This is a genomic window from Nitrococcus mobilis Nb-231, from assembly GCF_000153205.1.
GTDB lineage: Bacteria > Pseudomonadota > Gammaproteobacteria > Nitrococcales > Nitrococcaceae > Nitrococcus > Nitrococcus mobilis.
The window spans coordinates 2779793-2797255 of the sequence record NZ_CH672427.1 but is presented as its reverse complement, the minus strand read 5'-3'; the positions used below and the strand labels follow the sequence as shown (position 1 = coordinate 2797255).

General features: G+C 59.1%; 18 protein-coding genes. 6 read left to right on the top strand and 12 right to left on the bottom strand.

Features of this window, described 5'->3' with window-relative positions; all coding sequences use genetic code 11:
• The first annotated feature begins 182 nt into the window (after positions 1–182).
• The gene (locus NB231_RS12720; protein ID WP_005003493.1) at positions 183–701 is read left to right on the top strand and encodes a hypothetical protein; all 519 of its coding nucleotides are present in this window, start codon (positions 183–185) and stop codon (positions 699–701) included.
• Between the two features lie 47 nt (positions 702–748).
• Positions 749–2122: a UDP-N-acetylmuramate:L-alanyl-gamma-D-glutamyl-meso-diaminopimelate ligase gene (gene mpl, locus NB231_RS12715; RefSeq protein ID WP_005003491.1), complete on the top strand. Its 1374-nt coding sequence runs from the start codon at positions 749–751 to the stop codon at positions 2120–2122.
• Between the two features lie 99 nt (positions 2123–2221).
• Here the strand turns inward: mpl and hemL are convergent, their stop codons facing one another.
• Positions 2222–3502, bottom strand: coding sequence for a glutamate-1-semialdehyde 2,1-aminomutase (gene hemL, locus NB231_RS12710; RefSeq protein WP_005003487.1), 1281 nt, complete (start codon positions 3500–3502; stop codon positions 2222–2224).
• A gap of 107 nt (positions 3503–3609) precedes the next feature.
• Positions 3610–4245, bottom strand: coding sequence for a thiamine phosphate synthase (gene thiE / locus NB231_RS12705; protein ID WP_005003485.1), 636 nt, complete (start codon positions 4243–4245; stop codon positions 3610–3612).
• 166 nt (positions 4246–4411) lie between these two features.
• Between thiE and NB231_RS12700 the strand changes: the two genes are divergently transcribed.
• Positions 4412–4564 carry a rubredoxin gene (locus tag NB231_RS12700; RefSeq protein ID WP_408634381.1) on the top strand — a complete coding sequence of 51 codons (153 nt, stop codon included), beginning with the start codon at positions 4412–4414 and terminating at the stop codon, positions 4562–4564.
• Positions 4565–4768: 204 nt separating this feature from the next.
• Here NB231_RS12700 and NB231_RS12695 read toward each other — a convergent pair whose 3' ends face one another.
• Positions 4769–5821: a coiled-coil domain-containing protein gene (locus NB231_RS12695; protein WP_005003481.1), complete on the bottom strand. Its 1053-nt coding sequence runs from the start codon at positions 5819–5821 to the stop codon at positions 4769–4771.
• Positions 5822–5860: 39 nt separating this feature from the next.
• Positions 5861–6691 (bottom strand): 3',5'-cyclic-AMP phosphodiesterase, encoded by an 831-nt coding sequence (gene cpdA, locus NB231_RS12690; RefSeq protein ID WP_050756107.1) that lies wholly within the window; start codon positions 6689–6691, stop codon positions 5861–5863.
• Between the two features lie 124 nt (positions 6692–6815).
• Here cpdA and NB231_RS12685 point away from each other — a divergent pair, with 124 nt between their 5' ends.
• A complete protein-coding gene (locus NB231_RS12685; protein ID WP_005003479.1) occupies positions 6816–7487 on the top strand; it encodes an O-methyltransferase in 672 nt (223 codons plus the stop codon).
• 153 nt (positions 7488–7640) lie between these two features.
• Here NB231_RS12685 and NB231_RS17000 read toward each other — a convergent pair whose 3' ends face one another.
• On the bottom strand, positions 7641–8207 hold the full coding sequence (locus NB231_RS17000) for a YfaZ family outer membrane protein (RefSeq protein WP_005003478.1): 567 nt from the start codon (positions 8205–8207) through the stop codon (positions 7641–7643).
• A 396-nt stretch (positions 8208–8603) separates the two neighbouring features.
• Here NB231_RS17000 and NB231_RS12675 point away from each other — a divergent pair, with 396 nt between their 5' ends.
• Complete coding sequence (locus NB231_RS12675) at positions 8604–9113, top strand: membrane protein (RefSeq protein WP_040662374.1); 510 nt, start codon at positions 8604–8606, stop codon at positions 9111–9113.
• A 34-nt stretch (positions 9114–9147) separates the two neighbouring features.
• On the opposite strand, the gene NB231_RS12670 is transcribed toward NB231_RS12675, so the two are convergent.
• Entirely contained in the window at positions 9148–9807 is a 660-nt protein-coding gene (locus tag NB231_RS12670; RefSeq protein ID WP_005003475.1) for a thiopurine S-methyltransferase, read from the bottom strand.
• 141 nt (positions 9808–9948) lie between these two features.
• Between NB231_RS12670 and NB231_RS12665 the strand changes: the two genes are divergently transcribed.
• Positions 9949–11388 carry an FAD-binding oxidoreductase gene (locus NB231_RS12665; RefSeq protein ID WP_005003474.1) on the top strand — a complete coding sequence of 480 codons (1440 nt, stop codon included), beginning with the start codon at positions 9949–9951 and terminating at the stop codon, positions 11386–11388.
• A 75-nt stretch (positions 11389–11463) separates the two neighbouring features.
• Here NB231_RS12665 and NB231_RS12660 read toward each other — a convergent pair whose 3' ends face one another.
• The 6 genes from NB231_RS12660 to trpE all read right to left on the bottom strand — a co-directional run bounded on the left by NB231_RS12660 (position 11464) and on the right by trpE (position 17458).
• Entirely contained in the window at positions 11464–11970 is a 507-nt protein-coding gene (locus NB231_RS12660; RefSeq protein ID WP_005003469.1) for a hypothetical protein, read from the bottom strand.
• Between the two features lie 312 nt (positions 11971–12282).
• Positions 12283–13242, bottom strand: a complete 960-nt coding sequence (locus tag NB231_RS12655; protein ID WP_232210469.1) for a methylenetetrahydrofolate reductase — start codon at positions 13240–13242, stop codon at positions 12283–12285.
• 95 nt (positions 13243–13337) lie between these two features.
• Positions 13338–14150, bottom strand: coding sequence for an indole-3-glycerol phosphate synthase TrpC (gene trpC, locus NB231_RS12650; protein WP_005003465.1), 813 nt, complete (start codon positions 14148–14150; stop codon positions 13338–13340).
• A 134-nt stretch (positions 14151–14284) separates the two neighbouring features.
• Positions 14285–15319 (bottom strand): anthranilate phosphoribosyltransferase, encoded by a 1035-nt coding sequence (trpD, locus tag NB231_RS12645; RefSeq protein ID WP_040662370.1) that lies wholly within the window; start codon positions 15317–15319, stop codon positions 14285–14287.
• 47 nt (positions 15320–15366) lie between these two features.
• Entirely contained in the window at positions 15367–15960 is a 594-nt protein-coding gene (locus NB231_RS12640) for an anthranilate synthase component II (protein ID WP_005003460.1), read from the bottom strand.
• Between the two features lie 10 nt (positions 15961–15970).
• Positions 15971–17458: an anthranilate synthase component I gene (gene trpE / locus NB231_RS12635; protein ID WP_005003459.1), complete on the bottom strand. Its 1488-nt coding sequence runs from the start codon at positions 17456–17458 to the stop codon at positions 15971–15973.
• Between the last annotated feature and the right edge of the window lie 5 nt (positions 17459–17463).

Genomic DNA, 17463 nt, shown 5'->3' with positions numbered 1-17463 from the left:
CCACCTCCAAGCAGCTCTTTGCCGGATTATTCTGCTACGGATACCCAACATATCTCGCAGCGGCGGGTGATCCTCATGCCCGGAACGAGTACCATGCTGGCCAACCCGGCGCCTGCAGCCCTACGCTAAGTTTTGGATGCTGTGAACGAATTTTTCAAATCAATGTTTCCTTGCATGCAATCATGAGCAAACATATGCCGCCAATTACAACCACAGCACGTCAACTATTCGACATCTGTCTGCTGCGAACTGCACCCCAGGAGCTACCCTGCTCTTGGGAAGTGCTGGGGTTGACGTTAACCGCAGGTCTGGGCCTGGGCTATGCTGCGATGTGGGTATATGGGCCGACGCCCGATGCTCTACCGACGCTGCTCGTCGGATTGCTGTTCACGCTCGGTTTCATCTACGGCATCCTCGCTTTTCGAGGGCTTCGGATCCGCTTTGTCCAGACAGCGAGTGCGATCTTCGGCACGGACGCCATCATCACGCTGATCAGCTTGCCGGTGCTCAGCGCCGCCGGCACGGGTAATGCGCAGGATGCCTATCTCCTCTTTGCCATGGCGGGTCTTGGAACCTGGAATCTCCTCGTCATAGGCCACATCCTCCGCCATGCCCTATCATTGCCGCTGCCTGGGGGCCTCCTGGTTGCACTCGGCTATATTTTCGGCTCCCTGTTCATATCTCAGCTCATCCACGGCTAACTACCGTGCGTGCTAACACCCAGGTAACTCCGTAGGGAGAGCGGCTGATGCACCTGGATATACTCGGGATTGGCGGAACCTTCATGGGCGGTATCGCGCTACTCGCCCGCGAGGCCGGGTATACTGTGAGCGGCGTTGATGCGGCCGTATATCCGCCCATGAGCACCCTGCTGGCCGAACAAGGAATCGCTATCCGGGAAGGGTATGCCCCCCGGCCACCGAGTCTCGTCCCAGACTGCGTCTTGGTGGGTAATGCGTTGAGTCGGGGCAATCCCGCGCTGGAGCAGGTGCTGGATCAACGGTTGCTCTACACATCGGGACCGCAATGGCTCGCCGAGGAAGTAATGCGCGAGCGCTGGGTATTAGCGGTCACCGGCACCCATGGCAAAACGACTACCAGCAGCCTGCTCGCCTGGATACTAGAGTATGCAGGGCTCTCCCCAGGTTTTCTCATCGGCGGCGTGCCCGGCAACTTTGGGTACTCCGCCCGGCTCGGCAGCGGTGATCTCTTCGTTATCGAGGGCGATGAGTACGATACGGCCTTCTTTGATAAGCGCTCCAAATTCATCCATTTTCGACCGCGCACCGTGGTGATCAATAACCTCGAATTCGACCACGCCGATATTTTCCCCGACTTGGCGGCTATTCAGCGGCAATTTCACTACTTGATACGAACCGTGCCCAGCACCGGTCTGATCATCGCCAACGGCGATGATCAGACCATCACGGATACACTCGCGCTCGGTTGCTGGACGCCGGTCATCCGCTTCGGCACCGGAGTCAACAACGACTGGCGGCTGGAGGCGATCGATGGTCCGAACGCTAGGGCGACCCTGACCGGCAAGGGGCAAAACCGAGCAATTACCCTACCGCTACCGGGTGAACACAACGCCCGTAACATCCTGGCCGCCCTCCTCGCCGCCCAGCATACCGGGGTTACGCTCGATCAGGGCATCGAGGCACTGCGCCACTTTCGCGGGGTGCGCCGCCGACTCGAGCGGCGCGGAATTGTGGGGGGGGTAGAGTTATACGACGATTTCGCCCATCATCCGACCGCGATCGCCGCTACAATCGCCGCCCTGCGCGGGCGCCATCAAGGCCGCATCCTGGCAGTGCTCGAGCCGCGTTCCAATACCATGCGGCTCGGCGTGCATCGCAACACGCTCGCCGCTTCATTGCAGCAGGCCGATCGAGTATTCGTCTATCGGCCACGCACGCTAGAATGGAATCTGGAAGATGCGTTTGCTCCGCTGCTCGGCGAGCGCGCCCTGATCACCGAGGATATAGAGTGTTTGATCGATTACATCACAGCGGCAGCGCAAATAGGTGATGCCGTGCTGGTGATGAGCAATGGCGCTTTCGAGAATATTCACGAGCGGCTGCTTGTCGCTTTGAGCAACCAACGGCAGCACGATCGCTAAAAGAGACTCGACCCGAGCATCTAGCCAGCTCTACTCCAAGCCCGACCCGTGCATCGATTCGAGCAAAATCGGCCTACGTGCAATCCAAAGCGAGCGAAATTACAGGCTGGCAAACGCTCGCTCCGCGGCTGCCAAAGTATGCTCGAGCGTCTGCTCATCGTGCGCCGTGGAGAGAAAACCGGCTTCGAACGCGGAGGGTGCCAAGTATACGCCTTGCTCAAGCAAGCTATGGAAAAACCGCCTGAAGCGTTCCACGTCACACCCCGAAACCCGTTGAAAGTCGGTGACTGCATCCGCCTCCGTGAAGAAAAGTCCAAACATCGTACCGACCTGGCTGGTAGCGAAAGGCACACCAGCACAGCGGGCTCGCTCATGCAAGCCCGCGACGAGAGCCCGAGTCGCAGCCACAGCAGAATCGAACGCCTGAGCACGAGTCAATGCATCCAGCGTGGCAAGACCCGCCGCCATAGCCACCGGATTGCCCGATAGGGTGCCCGCCTGATACACGGGTCCGAGCGGGGCAAGGCATTCCATGATCTCGCTCCGCCCACCAAGCGCACCAACCGGCATGCCTCCGCCGATCACCTTCCCTAGACAGGTCAAATCGGGAGTCACCGAATAGTGAGCTTGAGCGCCACCTAACGAAACCCGAAAACCGGTCATCACCTCGTCGAAGATCAGCAACGCGCCGCTTTGGTCGCAGAGCCTGCGCAAGCCGGAAAGAAAGCCCTCGGCTGGAGGCACACAGTTCATATTACCCGCCACCGGCTCGACGATCACTGCGGCGATCTCTGGACCGTGCTGGTCGAAAACCCCGTTCGTCGCAGCCAGATCATTGTATGGCACAGTAATGGTCTGTTGGGCTACGGCAGAGGGCACGCCCGGCGATCCCGGGATACCGAGCGTCAGAACCCCCGAGCCGGCTTGGACCAACAAACTATCTACATGGCCATGGTAGCAGCCCTGGAACTTGACGATGCGCTCCCGCCCGGTAAAACCTCGGGCCAAGCGCAATGCGCTCATCGTAGCTTCGGTACCGGAGCTGACCATCCGCAGCCGATCGATCGAGGGAAACAACGCTTTAATCCGTTGGGCAAGGTGCGTCTCAAGCTCGCAGGGCGCACCGAAGCTCAAGCCGCGGGCTACGGCATCGCACACGGCTGCCACTACTTCCGGGTGAGCGTGGCCGACCGCCAAGGGACCGTACGACAACACATAGTCCACGTAGCGCCGACCATCGACATCCTCGATCCAGGCACCCTCGCCACGGTGGATGAATACGGGCTCGCCCCCAACCGCGCGAAAAGCTCGCACAGCGGAGTTGACGCCACCGACCAGATGATTTTGCGCTTCGACGAAAAGTTCGTGCGAACGGTTCATGGGCAAGTCTCTTCCTGATTTAAGCGTTGTCCGCCCCGCGATGCGAATCGTAGCGCCCTCGCAGGCGCTCGAACCGCTTTGAATGCGGCCACTTTAACTCGTAAGCCTCAATCATCAAACAAGCACGCCACCCGCCGGGCAGCCGAAGCCGGATCCGGCACACCAAACACCCCCCTGACAACTGCCACGGCATCAACGCCCGTAGCAACCACCCGCCGAGCGTTGTCTGGCGTTATGCCTCCGATGGCCACGATCGGTAAGCTCAGGACTTCCCGCGCCGCAGCCAACAGCTCCAGCGGGGCATGCACGGCACGGGGTTTGGTGGGCGAGGGAAATACGCTGCCGAAGGCGACATAATCGGCTCCGCCGGCCGCTGCTGCTCGAGCCCGGCCGAGTTCGTTGTAACAAGAGATACCGATGATCGCCGCAGGTCCCAACCGGGCTCGAGCAGCGCTCAAGGATAGATCATCGCGTCCAAGGTGAACCCCGTCTGCCGCAACGGTAACCGCCAGCTCGACGTCGTCGTTGACGATGAACACAGCACCATACGCTCGGCACAGCGCAGCGAGCTGCAGCGCCTCTTGCCGGCGCTGCGGGCGGGCGGATTTATCCCGATACTGCAACAAATGAGCACCGCCGCTCAGTACGGCCTCGACCCGCGTAGGCAAATCCTGCGGTCGCTGCAGTCCCGAATCGGTGAGGGCGTATAGTCCATGTAACGCTCGGCGGCGCTCGGCACTCATCGGTCACCCGCTGGCATGGGCTCAGCGCGTATAGTTTGCATCATATGACGCGCTTACAGGGTTTTCGCTACAACGGCCATAGCGTAGAGTATCGTCGCTTCCACGACTAGGAACGAGCAAGCGAGCGACGCAAACGATGGTACAAGCGATACAGTATAAGGCCTACATGTGTGTCATTTGTGGCTGGATTTACGAGGAAGAAAAGGGTCTCCCCGAGGCTGGGATCGAGCCTGGAACCCACTGGGATGACATTCCAGAGGATTTTGTCTGCCCAGAATGTGGCGCCACCAAAGAAGACTTCGAGATGATCGAGGTTTGAAATACACTCAGTATGGGACCAATATGGGACGCTCGACCGGCGCGCACTCACCAGTCGCTGGTAGCCTCAAGAGAATCGGTGCTCTCTTCCAAGAACCGCGGGATAAACCGAACCGATTAGCATGAGATCTGCGCTATCGGCCCGGCAACTCGATTGCCGCCGTGCACCTTGAGCCAGCCATTCGTACGATGATTTTTTACCCCGCTAAAACTGGAGGATTATCGCGGCCACCGCGAATGCGGCCACGATCCCGGTGAGCGCAAGCCATTTCCATGTCAGCCAGAAGGCTGGCGAATCGGATGAAGACACTCGTCCCACAACCGACTGCCGAGCCGCGACCGCCGCGTGACGCCGCTCTACTTGCTCCGTCACATTGAGCTCCATAATCAATACTTCGGCCTCGGTATCGCTAACCGAGTCCGGTTCCGCAGCCAACCCTGGCGGGCTGCACTCAAGGTCAGAAGTATCCAATGAGCAATCTTCCGCGACGCTGAGAAACTCGTCGGCCATATCCGCAGAGACCGCAAGCGGCACATTACCCCAGCCGGCCGCCGGGTCCACCTCATGGGTAGCATTCGCAGGCTTAGCAAACGAACTCGGATTGGCTGAGCGCCCAGAGCGTAGGCTGGGTTGCCCCGCCGCCTCCGCCCGCCGCCGACGGTCCTCCGAGAGCTTGAGGGCACGGTTAAGCCGACTAATCAGTCGGCGATGTTCCTGCTCAACCCGGTCATTGTTTTCCTCCTGTTGCCGCCAGCTGCGCTCGAGCTGGCGACGCTCTTCACGTTCACGCTCGAACTGCCGGCGCAAATCATTGAGCTCCCACTCGAGATGTTCGGCTTCCTCTTCTGCGGTTTTCCAGGCAATGTTGGCGGCCTCGCGATGGCGATCGACTTCGACACGAGCCTGCTCCGCGCTCTGCTGCTCCAACTCATGCAAACTCTGCTGCAACTCGCGATAGCGCCGCAGCGCATGGTCTGCCTCGGCTCGAGCCGCCTTATACTCGGCTTTTAGGTAAACAACTTGATCTTCTGCCCGTTTGCGTCGGCTGACCTCCGCCGCCTGAAGGCGAATCGTCTCTTCTTCAGCCCGCCGACGCACTGCTTCGAGTTCGCCGCGGTAGTAATCAGCCACCTCTTCGGCGCGCAGCTGGGCCTTCTCAAGTTCCTTGTAGAGACGCGCAAACGCTTCCTCTCGAGCCTCTCGCTCGGCTCCGAGCGCATCACTCGCCCTCGTGCTGTGCACTGCAGTCGACCCCATTTGCTCTCGTTTCGTCACTCTCTTGGCGCAGCCGAGCCGTTATCGATAACCCTCGCAGTCGAGATCCACCCCGCCTTGAGCCGCATCGACGCGAATAATCGAAGTCTTAATACGTCCATCGGCATAAAGCTGTAACCAACGGAATCCGGGTGGCACATCATCAATGGTAAATTCCTGCTGACCGGGCCTGAACTGTACGCAGGTCGACGGACTCGCGAGCAAGCGGACACCGTGGCGGATGGTCTCGAACTCCTGATGCACATGCCCCCAAACAACGCCACGGACCTGCTCATGGCGATCCAGGATCTCGAACAACTCACGGCCATTGTCCACCGCGATGCGATCGATCCAATCGCAGCCAATGGCGAGCGGATGATGGTGCAAACAGACCAGGGCATGGTGCTCAGGATATGAAGTCAGGCACTGTTCAAGCATCTGCAGCTGCGATCTAGCCAAATGCCCGGCCGCACTTCCGAGTTGGGAGGAGTCCAACATGACGAACTGCCACGCCCCAAGCAAAGCGCTGCCCGACCAGGTCACACGTCCGGTGCTAAAGATACGGCGCATGATGGTTGCATCATCGTGATTGCCCGGAATCACCAATGTGCGGACCGCCAGGTCCTCGAACTGACTCTTGAAGCGGCGATAGCCGCTCTCCGAGCCATCATGCACCAAATCACCCGTTGCCAGAATCAGGTCCACAGGCCAAAATTCGCCCAAGACCTTTTCCATGACCTCAGCATAGCTGCGCTCCGTATCGACCCCGACCAACTGACCCGAGAGATCAGCAAACAGGTGCGTATCGGTTATCTGCAGTACCCTTAGGCTCCCAATGCCGCCAGCGCGCCGCTCTGCTGTGGTAGCCTCCATCACAGCCATCGTATGTATGCCCCTGGTTGTATCCTGTCGTTGTGGGTAGATAATCGCTAGTATAGAAATCACCTGAGCAGCAAAATGTCAGGGTCGTCACAACCTATGCAGCACACTCCCGACCATGAGCAATCGAACCCTGCAACTCTCCAGCGAGCTTCATAGCTACCTTTTGTCGGTCGGGGTGCGAGAGGCCCCCATTCAGCGCCGTCTTCGGGAGGAGACGGCACGGCTGCGTGAAGCCAACATGCAGATCGCCCCGGAGGAAGGAGCGCTGTTGGCGCTATTGGTACGTGTGCTCAACGCACGCAATATCCTTGAAATCGGCACTTTTACCGGCTACAGCGCCTTGGCAATGGCGCTGGCGCTGCCCTCCGGAGGCCATCTTCTCACCTGCGATCTCAACCGCGAGTGGACCGATATTGCTCGCCGCTACTGGCGCGAGGCCGGTGTAGATGAGCGGATCGAGCTCCGGCTGGGCCATGCAATCGACACCCTGCGCTCTTTGCAGATGGAATCCATGGCGAACCATTTCGATATGGCATTCATCGATGCCGACAAAAAAACCTATCGCGATTACTACGAACACGCTTTGGAGTTGGTGCGTCCCGGTGGGTTGCTGATCATCGACAACACGCTCTGGGCGGGCCGAGTCGCGGAGCCTGGAGAAACGGACCCGAACACACTGGCGATTAGGGAGTTCAACCGCGATTTGCACGCTGACGAGCGGATCGAGCTGTGCTTGGTCCCCATCGCCGATGGGGTCACTCTAGCCTATAAACGCCACCCCACATGAGCATTTACCGAAAAGCCAGGCGGCGCGCGCGCATTCAAAAATTGTCGCGGTGCTGAGCATGCCCATTGAACGGCACTGATCGAGGGGGCGATCAGGCTGAGCTGCCAACCCCACTCACCAGGCAAACCATCAGTCTAAGCCTTTGGCTCACGATTAAAAATCAAGTCGCAGCCCGCCCAGCACGCCGGCATCGAAAGTGCGGGTTTCGTTACGCCGATCATCACCGATGCGAACGGTACGCACTCCCAAATAGACATTGGCATGCTGCAATATGAGATACTCCGCCCGCAACGCCCCCTCGAAATAACGTTTAACCTCTCCAAGCGAACTCACCGCCGGAGCATAGTAGATATGGGCACCAATCCCGAAGCGGTTGAAGGTCGGCCAGGTGTACCTGACTTTGCCACCCAATGCCAAGGCCGCCCCCTCGACATCAGGATCGTCCGCGTTGATGAAGAGCAGCTTCCCACCCACGCCAAGCTCCAACGCGCCGCGACCGGGCTCCGGGACATCGACCAGGTGTAAAGCCGCGTCGAGGACATCCCCATCGTCTATGTGATGCAACCAGTTACCGCCCACCTCCAGGCTGGCGCTGGACAGCTGCTGAGCCAACCCAGCACGTACGGCATGGCGGCTGAGGTTCACGTCCAAGGAGGTTGCCGCAGCGCGCGTGGCAAACAACATTAGCAATAGCAACAAGCCCATGAGGCGAAACCACATTTAATCACTCCTTTTTTACTCGGGCCTGCTTTGCTTTAAATGGCGAGCAAGCTTTAGCGCCGATTACTGCACTGCCTGGCGTAAGAGCGAATCGGGTGTCAGCCAACCAAGCAGAGACTAATTCTGGAGCGAACCAGCCGCCTTGGAACAAGGCCCAGCGCCGGCATTATGGCTTAAAGTCGACTCAGCGCCTGCGGTTTAGTTAGCAAGCCAGGATAACGCACACGGCTCCCTAAAATGCCGTATCTGCAGGCAGTGGGAAATATTGCTATGAGGTGCGCTTGAAAGCCCTGCCACCGCCTCCTACTCTCTGTAGTGTGAACAGTAAGGATTGAGGGTTTAAAAAGTCAGCTGCATAGCAGCTAACCGCTGGGCATTTTGGAGGCAAGTCAAGTTATGCGTAGGCTATATTTCTTGCTCCCTAACGTGGAAACGACCCGAAGCGTTGTCCACGAACTCTTGCTCAATCATGTGGAGGAGCGACATATACATGTTGTAGCCCGCGAGGGGGTACCGCTAGAGGATCTGCCAAAGGCGACTGAGTGGCAGAAATCCGACCTCATTCCCGCAGCGGAGAAAGGCTTGACGGCTGGCGGGCTCACCGGCGCGTTGGCCGGGTTGGTGGCGGTGACGGTCCCGCCTGCGGGCTTGGTGATCGGCGGTGGCGCGGTCTTGGCCTTAACGGTCGCCGGAGCGGGTTTCGGTGCCTGGGTATCCGGCATGATCGGCATCGGCATGGCCAACTCCCGCCTGGAGAAGTTCCAGAAGGCTGTCGATGCAGGCGAAGTCCTGATGATGGTGGACGTAGCCAAACGACGCGTCGATGAAATCGAGCAGTTGATCCGCAACCATCACGACGACGTCGATATCGAGGGCGTCGAACCCAACATACCGAACTTTCCATAACGAGTTCCTAAGCCGAGCATACAGCGGAGAGGGTCTAGCCACGCCGAACCAGGCGATAGACCCTCTCCTGGAGACCAGTTAAGCCTCGCGCATGAAGGCACGGGTAGAGAGTTAGCACATCGGCTGTGCACAAGATTTCGAGCTGAAAGGCCCCCCGGTAAAGCGCGTTTACTTCGGATTCAGGCACAGCAAAAGGAGGCCCCGGCATCTGCTGCTGGTCATATTCGAACGTAATTAATAGCATCGACCCGCCAGGGCGCAACAAAGCAGTTAAACGCTCTGCATAACAAAGCCGCATGGCCGGCGGCAAGGCAACCAAAGAGGCCCGATCATAGACGGCATCGACAACACCTATAGCGCTTGGTTGCAGATCGAAGATATCCCCTACAAGCAGGCTCACACCCGCAGCAGAGTAGTGCAGGAACGGTGGTCGATGCTCACAGTGGGCTTGTAGAGCGTTTTCCTCGAAGAACTGCTCGGCGGCGTAGCGACTGATCTCTATGCCGAACACGGGATGGCCTTGAGCGCGCAGCCACATCATATCCCGGCTCTTACCGCAGAGTGTGACCAATACGCTCGCGCCGGCCGGCACCCCGAGTACGTGCCAATAGCGCTGCAAGTAAAAATTCACTTCGGGTTGATGGAAGCCGATTTCACCCTGTGCCCACCGCTGTAACCAAAATTCTCGGTTCATTACGCGCACCCGTAACCGTCTCGCACACCTTACCCGCAAAATCCTTAGAATAGGATTTACAATGTGTCAGCAAAACCTGCAATACACGAGGCATGATCCAACTTCCCATACCCGTTTGCCTAGCATACCAGCGACGCCACTATGAACCCTCAGCATCAAACGCATGAACGACTGCTCCAGAGGTTGCAGCAAACCGTAGGCCCGGAAGGAGTCGTCTGCGGTTCGGCTCGCATGGCACCCTACCTGGAAGAGCGCCGCGGACGCTTCAAACCACACGCAGCAGCCGTGGTCCTGCCGGCACAAACCACAGAAGTGGCAGCCGTAGTACGAGCCTGCGCTGAAGCCGGTGCGACAATCGTCCCACAGGCCGGCAATACCGGCTTATGCGGTGGCGCAGCCCCGCAGGATGCCGATCGACAAATTCTGCTCAATCTGGAACGCATGAACCGCATACGTGAAGTCGATCGCAGCAACTTCACGCTAACGGCGGAGGCGGGCTGCGTATTGGCTGACGTGCAGGCCGCTGCAGCGGCTGCGCACCGGCTATTCCCGCTGAGCTACGCGGCAGAGGACCGTTGTCATATCGGCGGCAACCTAGCCACTAACGCCGGTGGTATGAACGTGCTGCGCTACGGCAACACCCGCGAACTCGTACTGGGTGTCGAGGTCGTGCTATCTGACGGTCACATATGGAATGGGCTGACCCCATTGCGCAAGGATAACAGCGGCTATGACCTCAAGGATCTGTTCATCGGGTCCGAGGGCACGCTCGGTATTATTACGGCCGCTGTGCTAAAGCTTTATCCCCGGCCTCGACAGCGTAGCTCAGCCATAATCGGGCTTCTCGAGATTGAGCACGCGATCGCACTGCTCGATAGGCTGCAAACGGCGGCCGGGGAAACCTTGGTCGCCTGTGAAATTATGGGCCGCGTCCCGGTAGAATTCGCGCTGCGGCACATACAGGGCTGCCGAGAACCCTTTGCGACGCCTTACCCTTGGTATCTGCTGCTTGAACTCACCAGTTCGCGCTGGACAGATGAGCTCCCTGGTCTACTGCGCGAGACGTTGCAGCAGGCTGCCGAAAACCGCCTCGTCGCGGAGTGGCGAGTGGCCGAAGACCACTCGGAAGCCGAGGCATTGTGGCGAATTCGCAAAAGTATCCCAGCCGCGCAAAAATACGAAGGAGGGAGCATCAAGCACGATATATCAGTACCCCTCTCCCGAATCGCGGAGTTCATCGAGCGCGCGAGCGCGGTGCTCATCAAGCGCCTTCCCGGCACTCGGCCCTGTCCGTTTGGCCATATCGGTGATGGCAACATTCACTTCAACCTTTCACAACCCCTTGCCATGGACCCGGAGGTATTTCTCGCCCACTGGGATGAGTTCAATCGCATTGTGCACGACATCGTCGTCGATATGGGCGGTTCGTTTGCCGCCGAGCATGGTGTAGGCCGCCTCAAACCGCCTGAGGTCGCACGCTATAAATCGGTTGTCGAGATCGATCTGATGCGTCGGCTAAAAGCGGCTTTGGATCCCACGGGTATTCTCAACCCCGGAGTCATCATCCCTCCCCGTGAATAAAAACACCTGGCAATTGGCACGTACTTGGGCGATCACACACCCAAACCGCGCGCCAATAATCGGTCCAGCCGTTCATCAGCGCATCGGCGCACGACGCAGTTGTCGTACGAGGCCCGCCAGCCCGCGGCCACCGAAAAAGAGCGTAATGCCCAACGCGAAACGAATGCCGGCAGCCACCAAGCTCAGTTGCTCGGGCGAACCACCCATCTGCGCATAGCTCGACAGTAACGGCCAAAAAGTAAGAAGAATATCCGGCAACGAATCCGCCACCAGATACAAGCCCACGGCCGAATAGGCGATTATCTGCGCGTCACTCACCGTAACGGTATCACCGTGTGCGAGCAAATGGCCGCGCCGCGCCGGCAGCACCCAATCGGCAATACGCCCCACACAAACCCATAGTAAACCCGCCACCATAAGACACAACAACAACCCCAGCAGGGCGCTCGTGCCGGTTATCGGCTCTGAAGCCGGTGCGTGCCGCCATCTGGAGTAGGGTTGCAGCGACGAGAGCAGCGCTTGTAGGGCGATAAAAAGTGCAAACAGCCTTATACCCAGCACCGCCAAACCGCGATTGGTCATGCCATCCCCCTTAATACATGAACCACTTATGTGACTCATCGGCCCAGGCCACGCTGACTCGATACCCTGCCCTGGTTGCCAGGCACATAAGCCTATGAGCGCCATTAACGTAGTGCGCCTCCAGCGCATCACGACAGGCGGCATTTTTAGTAAGGAGCAGTAATTTTGAAAAAGGCGAGCTTGGGCAATGGACTCGTCTATGCCACCGCCCGCGATGACTCCGGAATGCTCATCTGCAAAGGCGAACAACAGCCGCCAGGTAAGCCCCTGATTTAAAGGGTGCGCATGGGGAAAAACCCCCAACGGAAACGCTTAAAGCGTACGCTCCGTGCCCGCCCTACGAATCATTGCCCGATCAGTCATCGATATCAAGTTGCGTGCGAGTTGCACAGTTGTCATGGGTGGAATCCGCCCGATCGGCGCGAGACTGATACCTATCGGGAAGCGGTCATGGTGAGCGCGCCAGTGCCGATGGATTTCGATCCACATCCGCTCGAGGTGCTGCAATGAGCGCTCCGCGACCCGCTCTGGATCACGCGCCAGCCACGCCTCCAGCTCCGCGGAGAGACTCACGCCCAACCAATGGAGAAAGCGGATATTCCGCTGCGACTGCACTGGACACAAGGTGAGCAGCAAAGTGGGAGGCGCCCTACTTGGCAGAGCGGAGGCTTGGAGATCGTCGAGCAAACGCGTGAACTCCCGGGCATGGTAAACGATTTGCGTGGTGAAGAAATCCGCACCCGTAGCCAGCTTCCGCGCCATACGCTGGGCTTCTTGCGCACGGGTGGGAATACAGATATTTCCAACCCGCAGCTCACAATCGTCGATCACACGGTGCACCAGCTCATTGCTCTCGGGAACCGACGGGCCGGGATAACATTCACCCGACTTCTCGCCACCGACCAGCACGAATCGGCGTATGCCGTATTCTTCCCACGCCTGCCGGAACCATTCAGCTTGGCGCTCTCGCGCCAAATGGACAACGACACGGTTGATAATACAGTCGAGGCCAAAATCCTCCTGAATACGTTTCGCGAGTTCGCGCGGCTCGAGGCGCGACTCAAAGGGCTTGAGCCGCTCGCCTTTCTTGCTCTTGGAACTCTCCTGTCGAATCTCGGGGATATTCACCCCATCGAGCTCCACAGCCCCGTGGATCGCATCGATCTTCTCTAGGACTGCATCGATGCCAGCCGCACCTTCCCGAAGCAGCGGAGGCACAGCTTCTAGGTATATGGGTACTGACCGATCAGTCACGGTCTTCGGCAAGCTCACGAGCCCCCCCTTAGTTTTATCGTCTTGATTATCCATTTAATCCTAACCCGGCATTTGCAATGCACGTTTTTTCATCCACTGCTATGCGGCCAAGATCATCCGGTACCAAAAAGCGCCTGCAGTTTTTCCCCCGGGTCGGGCATCCGCATACAGGCCTCGCCGATGAGAAAGCAATGCACACCGTGCGCGCGCATATGTGCAACTTCCTCGGCCGTGAGAATGCCGCTCTCGGTAACGAGCAGCACATCCGATGGCACTTTCTCGCGCAGCCTGAGCGTAGTCTCGATATCCGTCTCAAAGCTGTGCAAGTCCCGGTTGTTGATCCCGATCATCCGAGGATGGAGCGCAAGCGCCCGTTCCAACTCCTGCTCCGAATGAACCTCAACCAGCACATCCATTCCCAATTCCCGAGCCAGAATATAGAGCTCCAGCAGAGTCGCATCCCCCAGCGCCGCCACGATCAGCAGGATGCAATCCGCACCCAGGGCGCGCGATTCGTAGACCTGGTAGGCGTCGATAATAAAATCTTTGCGCAGCGTAGGCAGTGTGGAAGCGGAGCGGGCGATCTGCAGGTCAGCATCGCAACCCTGGAAGAAATCCTCATCGGTAAGCACCGACAAGCAGGTTGCGCCGGCCCGGTGATAACTGCGGGCAATACTTGTCACATCGAACTGCGCACGCAACACGCCTTTACTGGGTGATGCCTTTTTAAGCTCGGCTATTATGCCCGGGCGCCCAGCATCGACCTCACGGCGTAAGGCGGTTAGAAAACCCCGTGGCGCAGGCGCATGCTCCACCCGTTCGCTGAACGCTTTGAGGCCGAGTTGCTCACTGCGCTCGGCTATGATCTCGGCTTTGCGCCGCAAAATTTTTCTGAGCACATCCGGGGTATCGCTCGGAATTCCCATATAACCGGTCCTCTCCCCACGCTCCAGTCGTGGCGCCGCAGCCTATATTGCACATCGCCCTGGGCCGATGACCCATTCCGATGCGGCAATATGCGGCGATAACCTGCAAGCACTCAACTGGTCAGCGGGTTTGGTCAGCCGCGTGCTGATTCTTCAAGCTGATTAGTATACTCGACGAACTCACCCAGCTTATCCCAGGCGGCTCCGCTCGCCAGGATCTCTCGGGCTCGCTCGACCCCGCTTGCAAGGCTCTGCGTCAACCGAGCCACATAGATCGCCGCCCCGGCGTTGAGGGTAAGGATATCGGCCGCAGGCCCGGGGTGTCCCTCATAAACCCGACGAATGATGGCCAAGCTCTCCGCGGCGGTGCCGATCCGGATGGCATCGAGAGGCGCTCGCCCGATGCCATACTGCTCCGGCTCGAGGGTATATTCCCGCACCTCACCGCCGTCGAGCTCCGCAACGTGCGTGGTAGCACTGATACTGATTTCGTCGAGGCCATCAGCCGCATGTACGACCATGACTCGCCGGCTACCCAATGCACGCAACGCCTCGGCGATTGGGCGCACCCAATGTTCGCTGAATACACCGAGCAACTGGTGCGGTGCCCCCGCCGGATTGGTCAAGGGTCCGAGCAGATTGAACAACGTGCGCACACCCATTTCCCGCCGCGGGCCGATGGCGTGTCGCATGGCCGAATGGTGCCTAGGCGCGAACAGGAAGCCGACCCCGATACGGTCGATGCAATCGGCGACCTGCTTGGGATCGAGATTCAGGCTGGCCCCAGCCGCCTCGAGCACGTCCGCGCTTCCGCAAGCGCTGGAGACCGAGCGGTTGCCGTGTTTAGCCACCTTGCCTCCGGCGGCGGCCACCACGAAGGCGCTGGCCGTGGATACATTGAACGTCCCCTTGGCGTCCCCGCCGGTACCACAAGTATCGACCAGGTGAGTTGGATCGGCCACGACACGGGCAGCAAGCTCACGCATGACCTCTGCCGCCGCGGCAATCTCCTCCACCGTCTCGCCCTTCATGTGCAACCCGACCAGGAACCCACCGATCTGCGCCGGCGTGGCTTCCCCGATCATAATCGTGCGCATCACCGCCCCCATCTCGCGGCGGCTGAGGTGCTGGTGGCCCATTACAGTGCGGATCGCTGTCTGAATATCCATTATTCAGCAACCTCGCTCCCCTCGCCAGGACACGGCTCCCAATGGCATCAAGCCGCCTCACGAGGCCGCGCAAGGAAATTGCGTAGCAGATCGTGCCCTGCCAGAGTCAGGATCGATTCGGGGTGAAACTGTACCCCCTCCACCTCCAACGATCGATGCCGAATCCCCATAATCTCCTCCAGCGTGCCATCGGCATCCTGCGTCCAGGCCGTCACCTCCAGACAATCCGGCAGAGTATCGCGGTCCAGCACCAACGAGTGATAGCGGGTCGCCTGCAATGGATTCGGCAACCCGCTGAACACGCCGCGCCCATTATGGTAGACATCCGAGACCTTGCCATGCAGCACATGAGTAGCGTGCACCACTCGAGCGCCGCAGGCCTGGCCAATGGCTTGGTGACCCAAGCAAACGCCGAGCAAAGGAATACGCCCTGAGAAGTAACGAACAACCTCCAACGAGATACCTGCTTCGTTGGGGGTGCATGGTCCGGGCGAGATGACAATACGCTGGGGCGCTAGCCGCTCGATCTCGTCGAGCGTGATTGCATCGTTACGGTAGACCCCCACATCGGCGCCGAGCTCGCCCAAATACTGCACAAGGTTGTAGGTAAAGGAATCGTAATTATCGATCATCAGCAGCATGGTGCCACCTTCAACTATCCAGTCCGGCTTCTGCCATGGTAACGGCACGGAACAGCGCGCGCCCTTTGCTCAGGGTTTCCTCCCATTCCAAACGCGGCACCGAGTCGTGCACCACGCCACCACCGGCCTGGATATGGACACGGCCGTCTTTCACCACCGCGGTACGAATGGCGATCGCCACATCCATATTGCCGGACCAGGACAGATAACCCACGGCGCCGGCGTAGACGCCGCGCTTGACGGTCTCGACCTCATCGATGATTTCCATTGCCCGGATTTTAGGCGCCCCGGATAGGGTCCCCGCAGGAAATGTCGCCCGCAGCACATCCATGGGTCCCAGGGCCTCACGCAACTGTCCGGTCACATGCGAGACGATGTGCATGACATGGGAGTAGCGCTCGATGGCCATCCGGTCGGTAACCCGTACGCTGCCGATCGCACTGACCCGGCCCACATCGTTGCGCCCGAGATCGATCAACATCAAATGCTCGGCGAGCTCTTTCGGATCGGCCAGCAGCTCCTGCTCCAGCGCCAGGTCTTCCAACTCCGTGCTCCCCCGCCGCCGGGTACCGGCGATCGGTCGCACCGTGACCTCGCCCTCCTCGAGGCGGCAGAGTATCTCCGGGGAAGAGCCGGCAATCTGGAAGGTCTCAAGATCGAGAAAGAACATATAAGGCGAAGGATTGGTGCTGCGCAGCGCCCGGTAAAGATCGAGCGGGTGGCCGCGATAGGCCGCGGTCATACGCTGCGAGGGCACGACTTGCATGCAATCGCCGTTGACAATGTAACGCTTGATGCGTTGCACGACCGATTCGTACTGCCGCTGGGTGAAATTCGAGGCGAAATCTTCTTCGGCGACCTGGTGCCGCGACTCGCCGAGGCGGTAACGGTTTACCCCGCCACGCAGACGCTCGGCCAGCTCGGCAAGCCTCGATTGCCCGCGGCTGAAAGCATCGCCCTGCGCGGGGTCGACATGGACCACGAGGTAGAGCTTGCCGGCCAAGTTGTCGAATACCAGAACCTCCTCTGAAACCATGAGCAGAATGTCCGGAACACCCAAAGGATCGGGGTTCGGGCAGTGACCAAGACGAGGTTCAATGTAACGGACCGTATCGTAACCAAAATAACCGACCAACCCACCCAAAAAACGCGGCATGTGGGGGAAATCCGGGGACGGCGCCGCCTTGACCCCATGCTGGAAACGCTCAATCCACGCCAACGGGTCGGTGACGGTATGACTCTCGACGACCTGACCGTCTCGAACGATTTCCGCCCGTTGTCCGAACACGCGGAGAAAAGTGCGACAGGGTCCGCCGATGATCGAGTAACGTCCCCATTTCTCGCCACCCTGAACCGATTCCAGCAAGAAGCTATAGGCCCCTTCGGCAAGCTTCAAATAGGTTGACAGAGGAGTATCGAAGTCGGCCAGAATTTCGCGAACAAGCGGGATGCGGTTGTATCCAGCCTCTTTCAGGCGATCGAATTGTCTCTGCTCCATTGCCA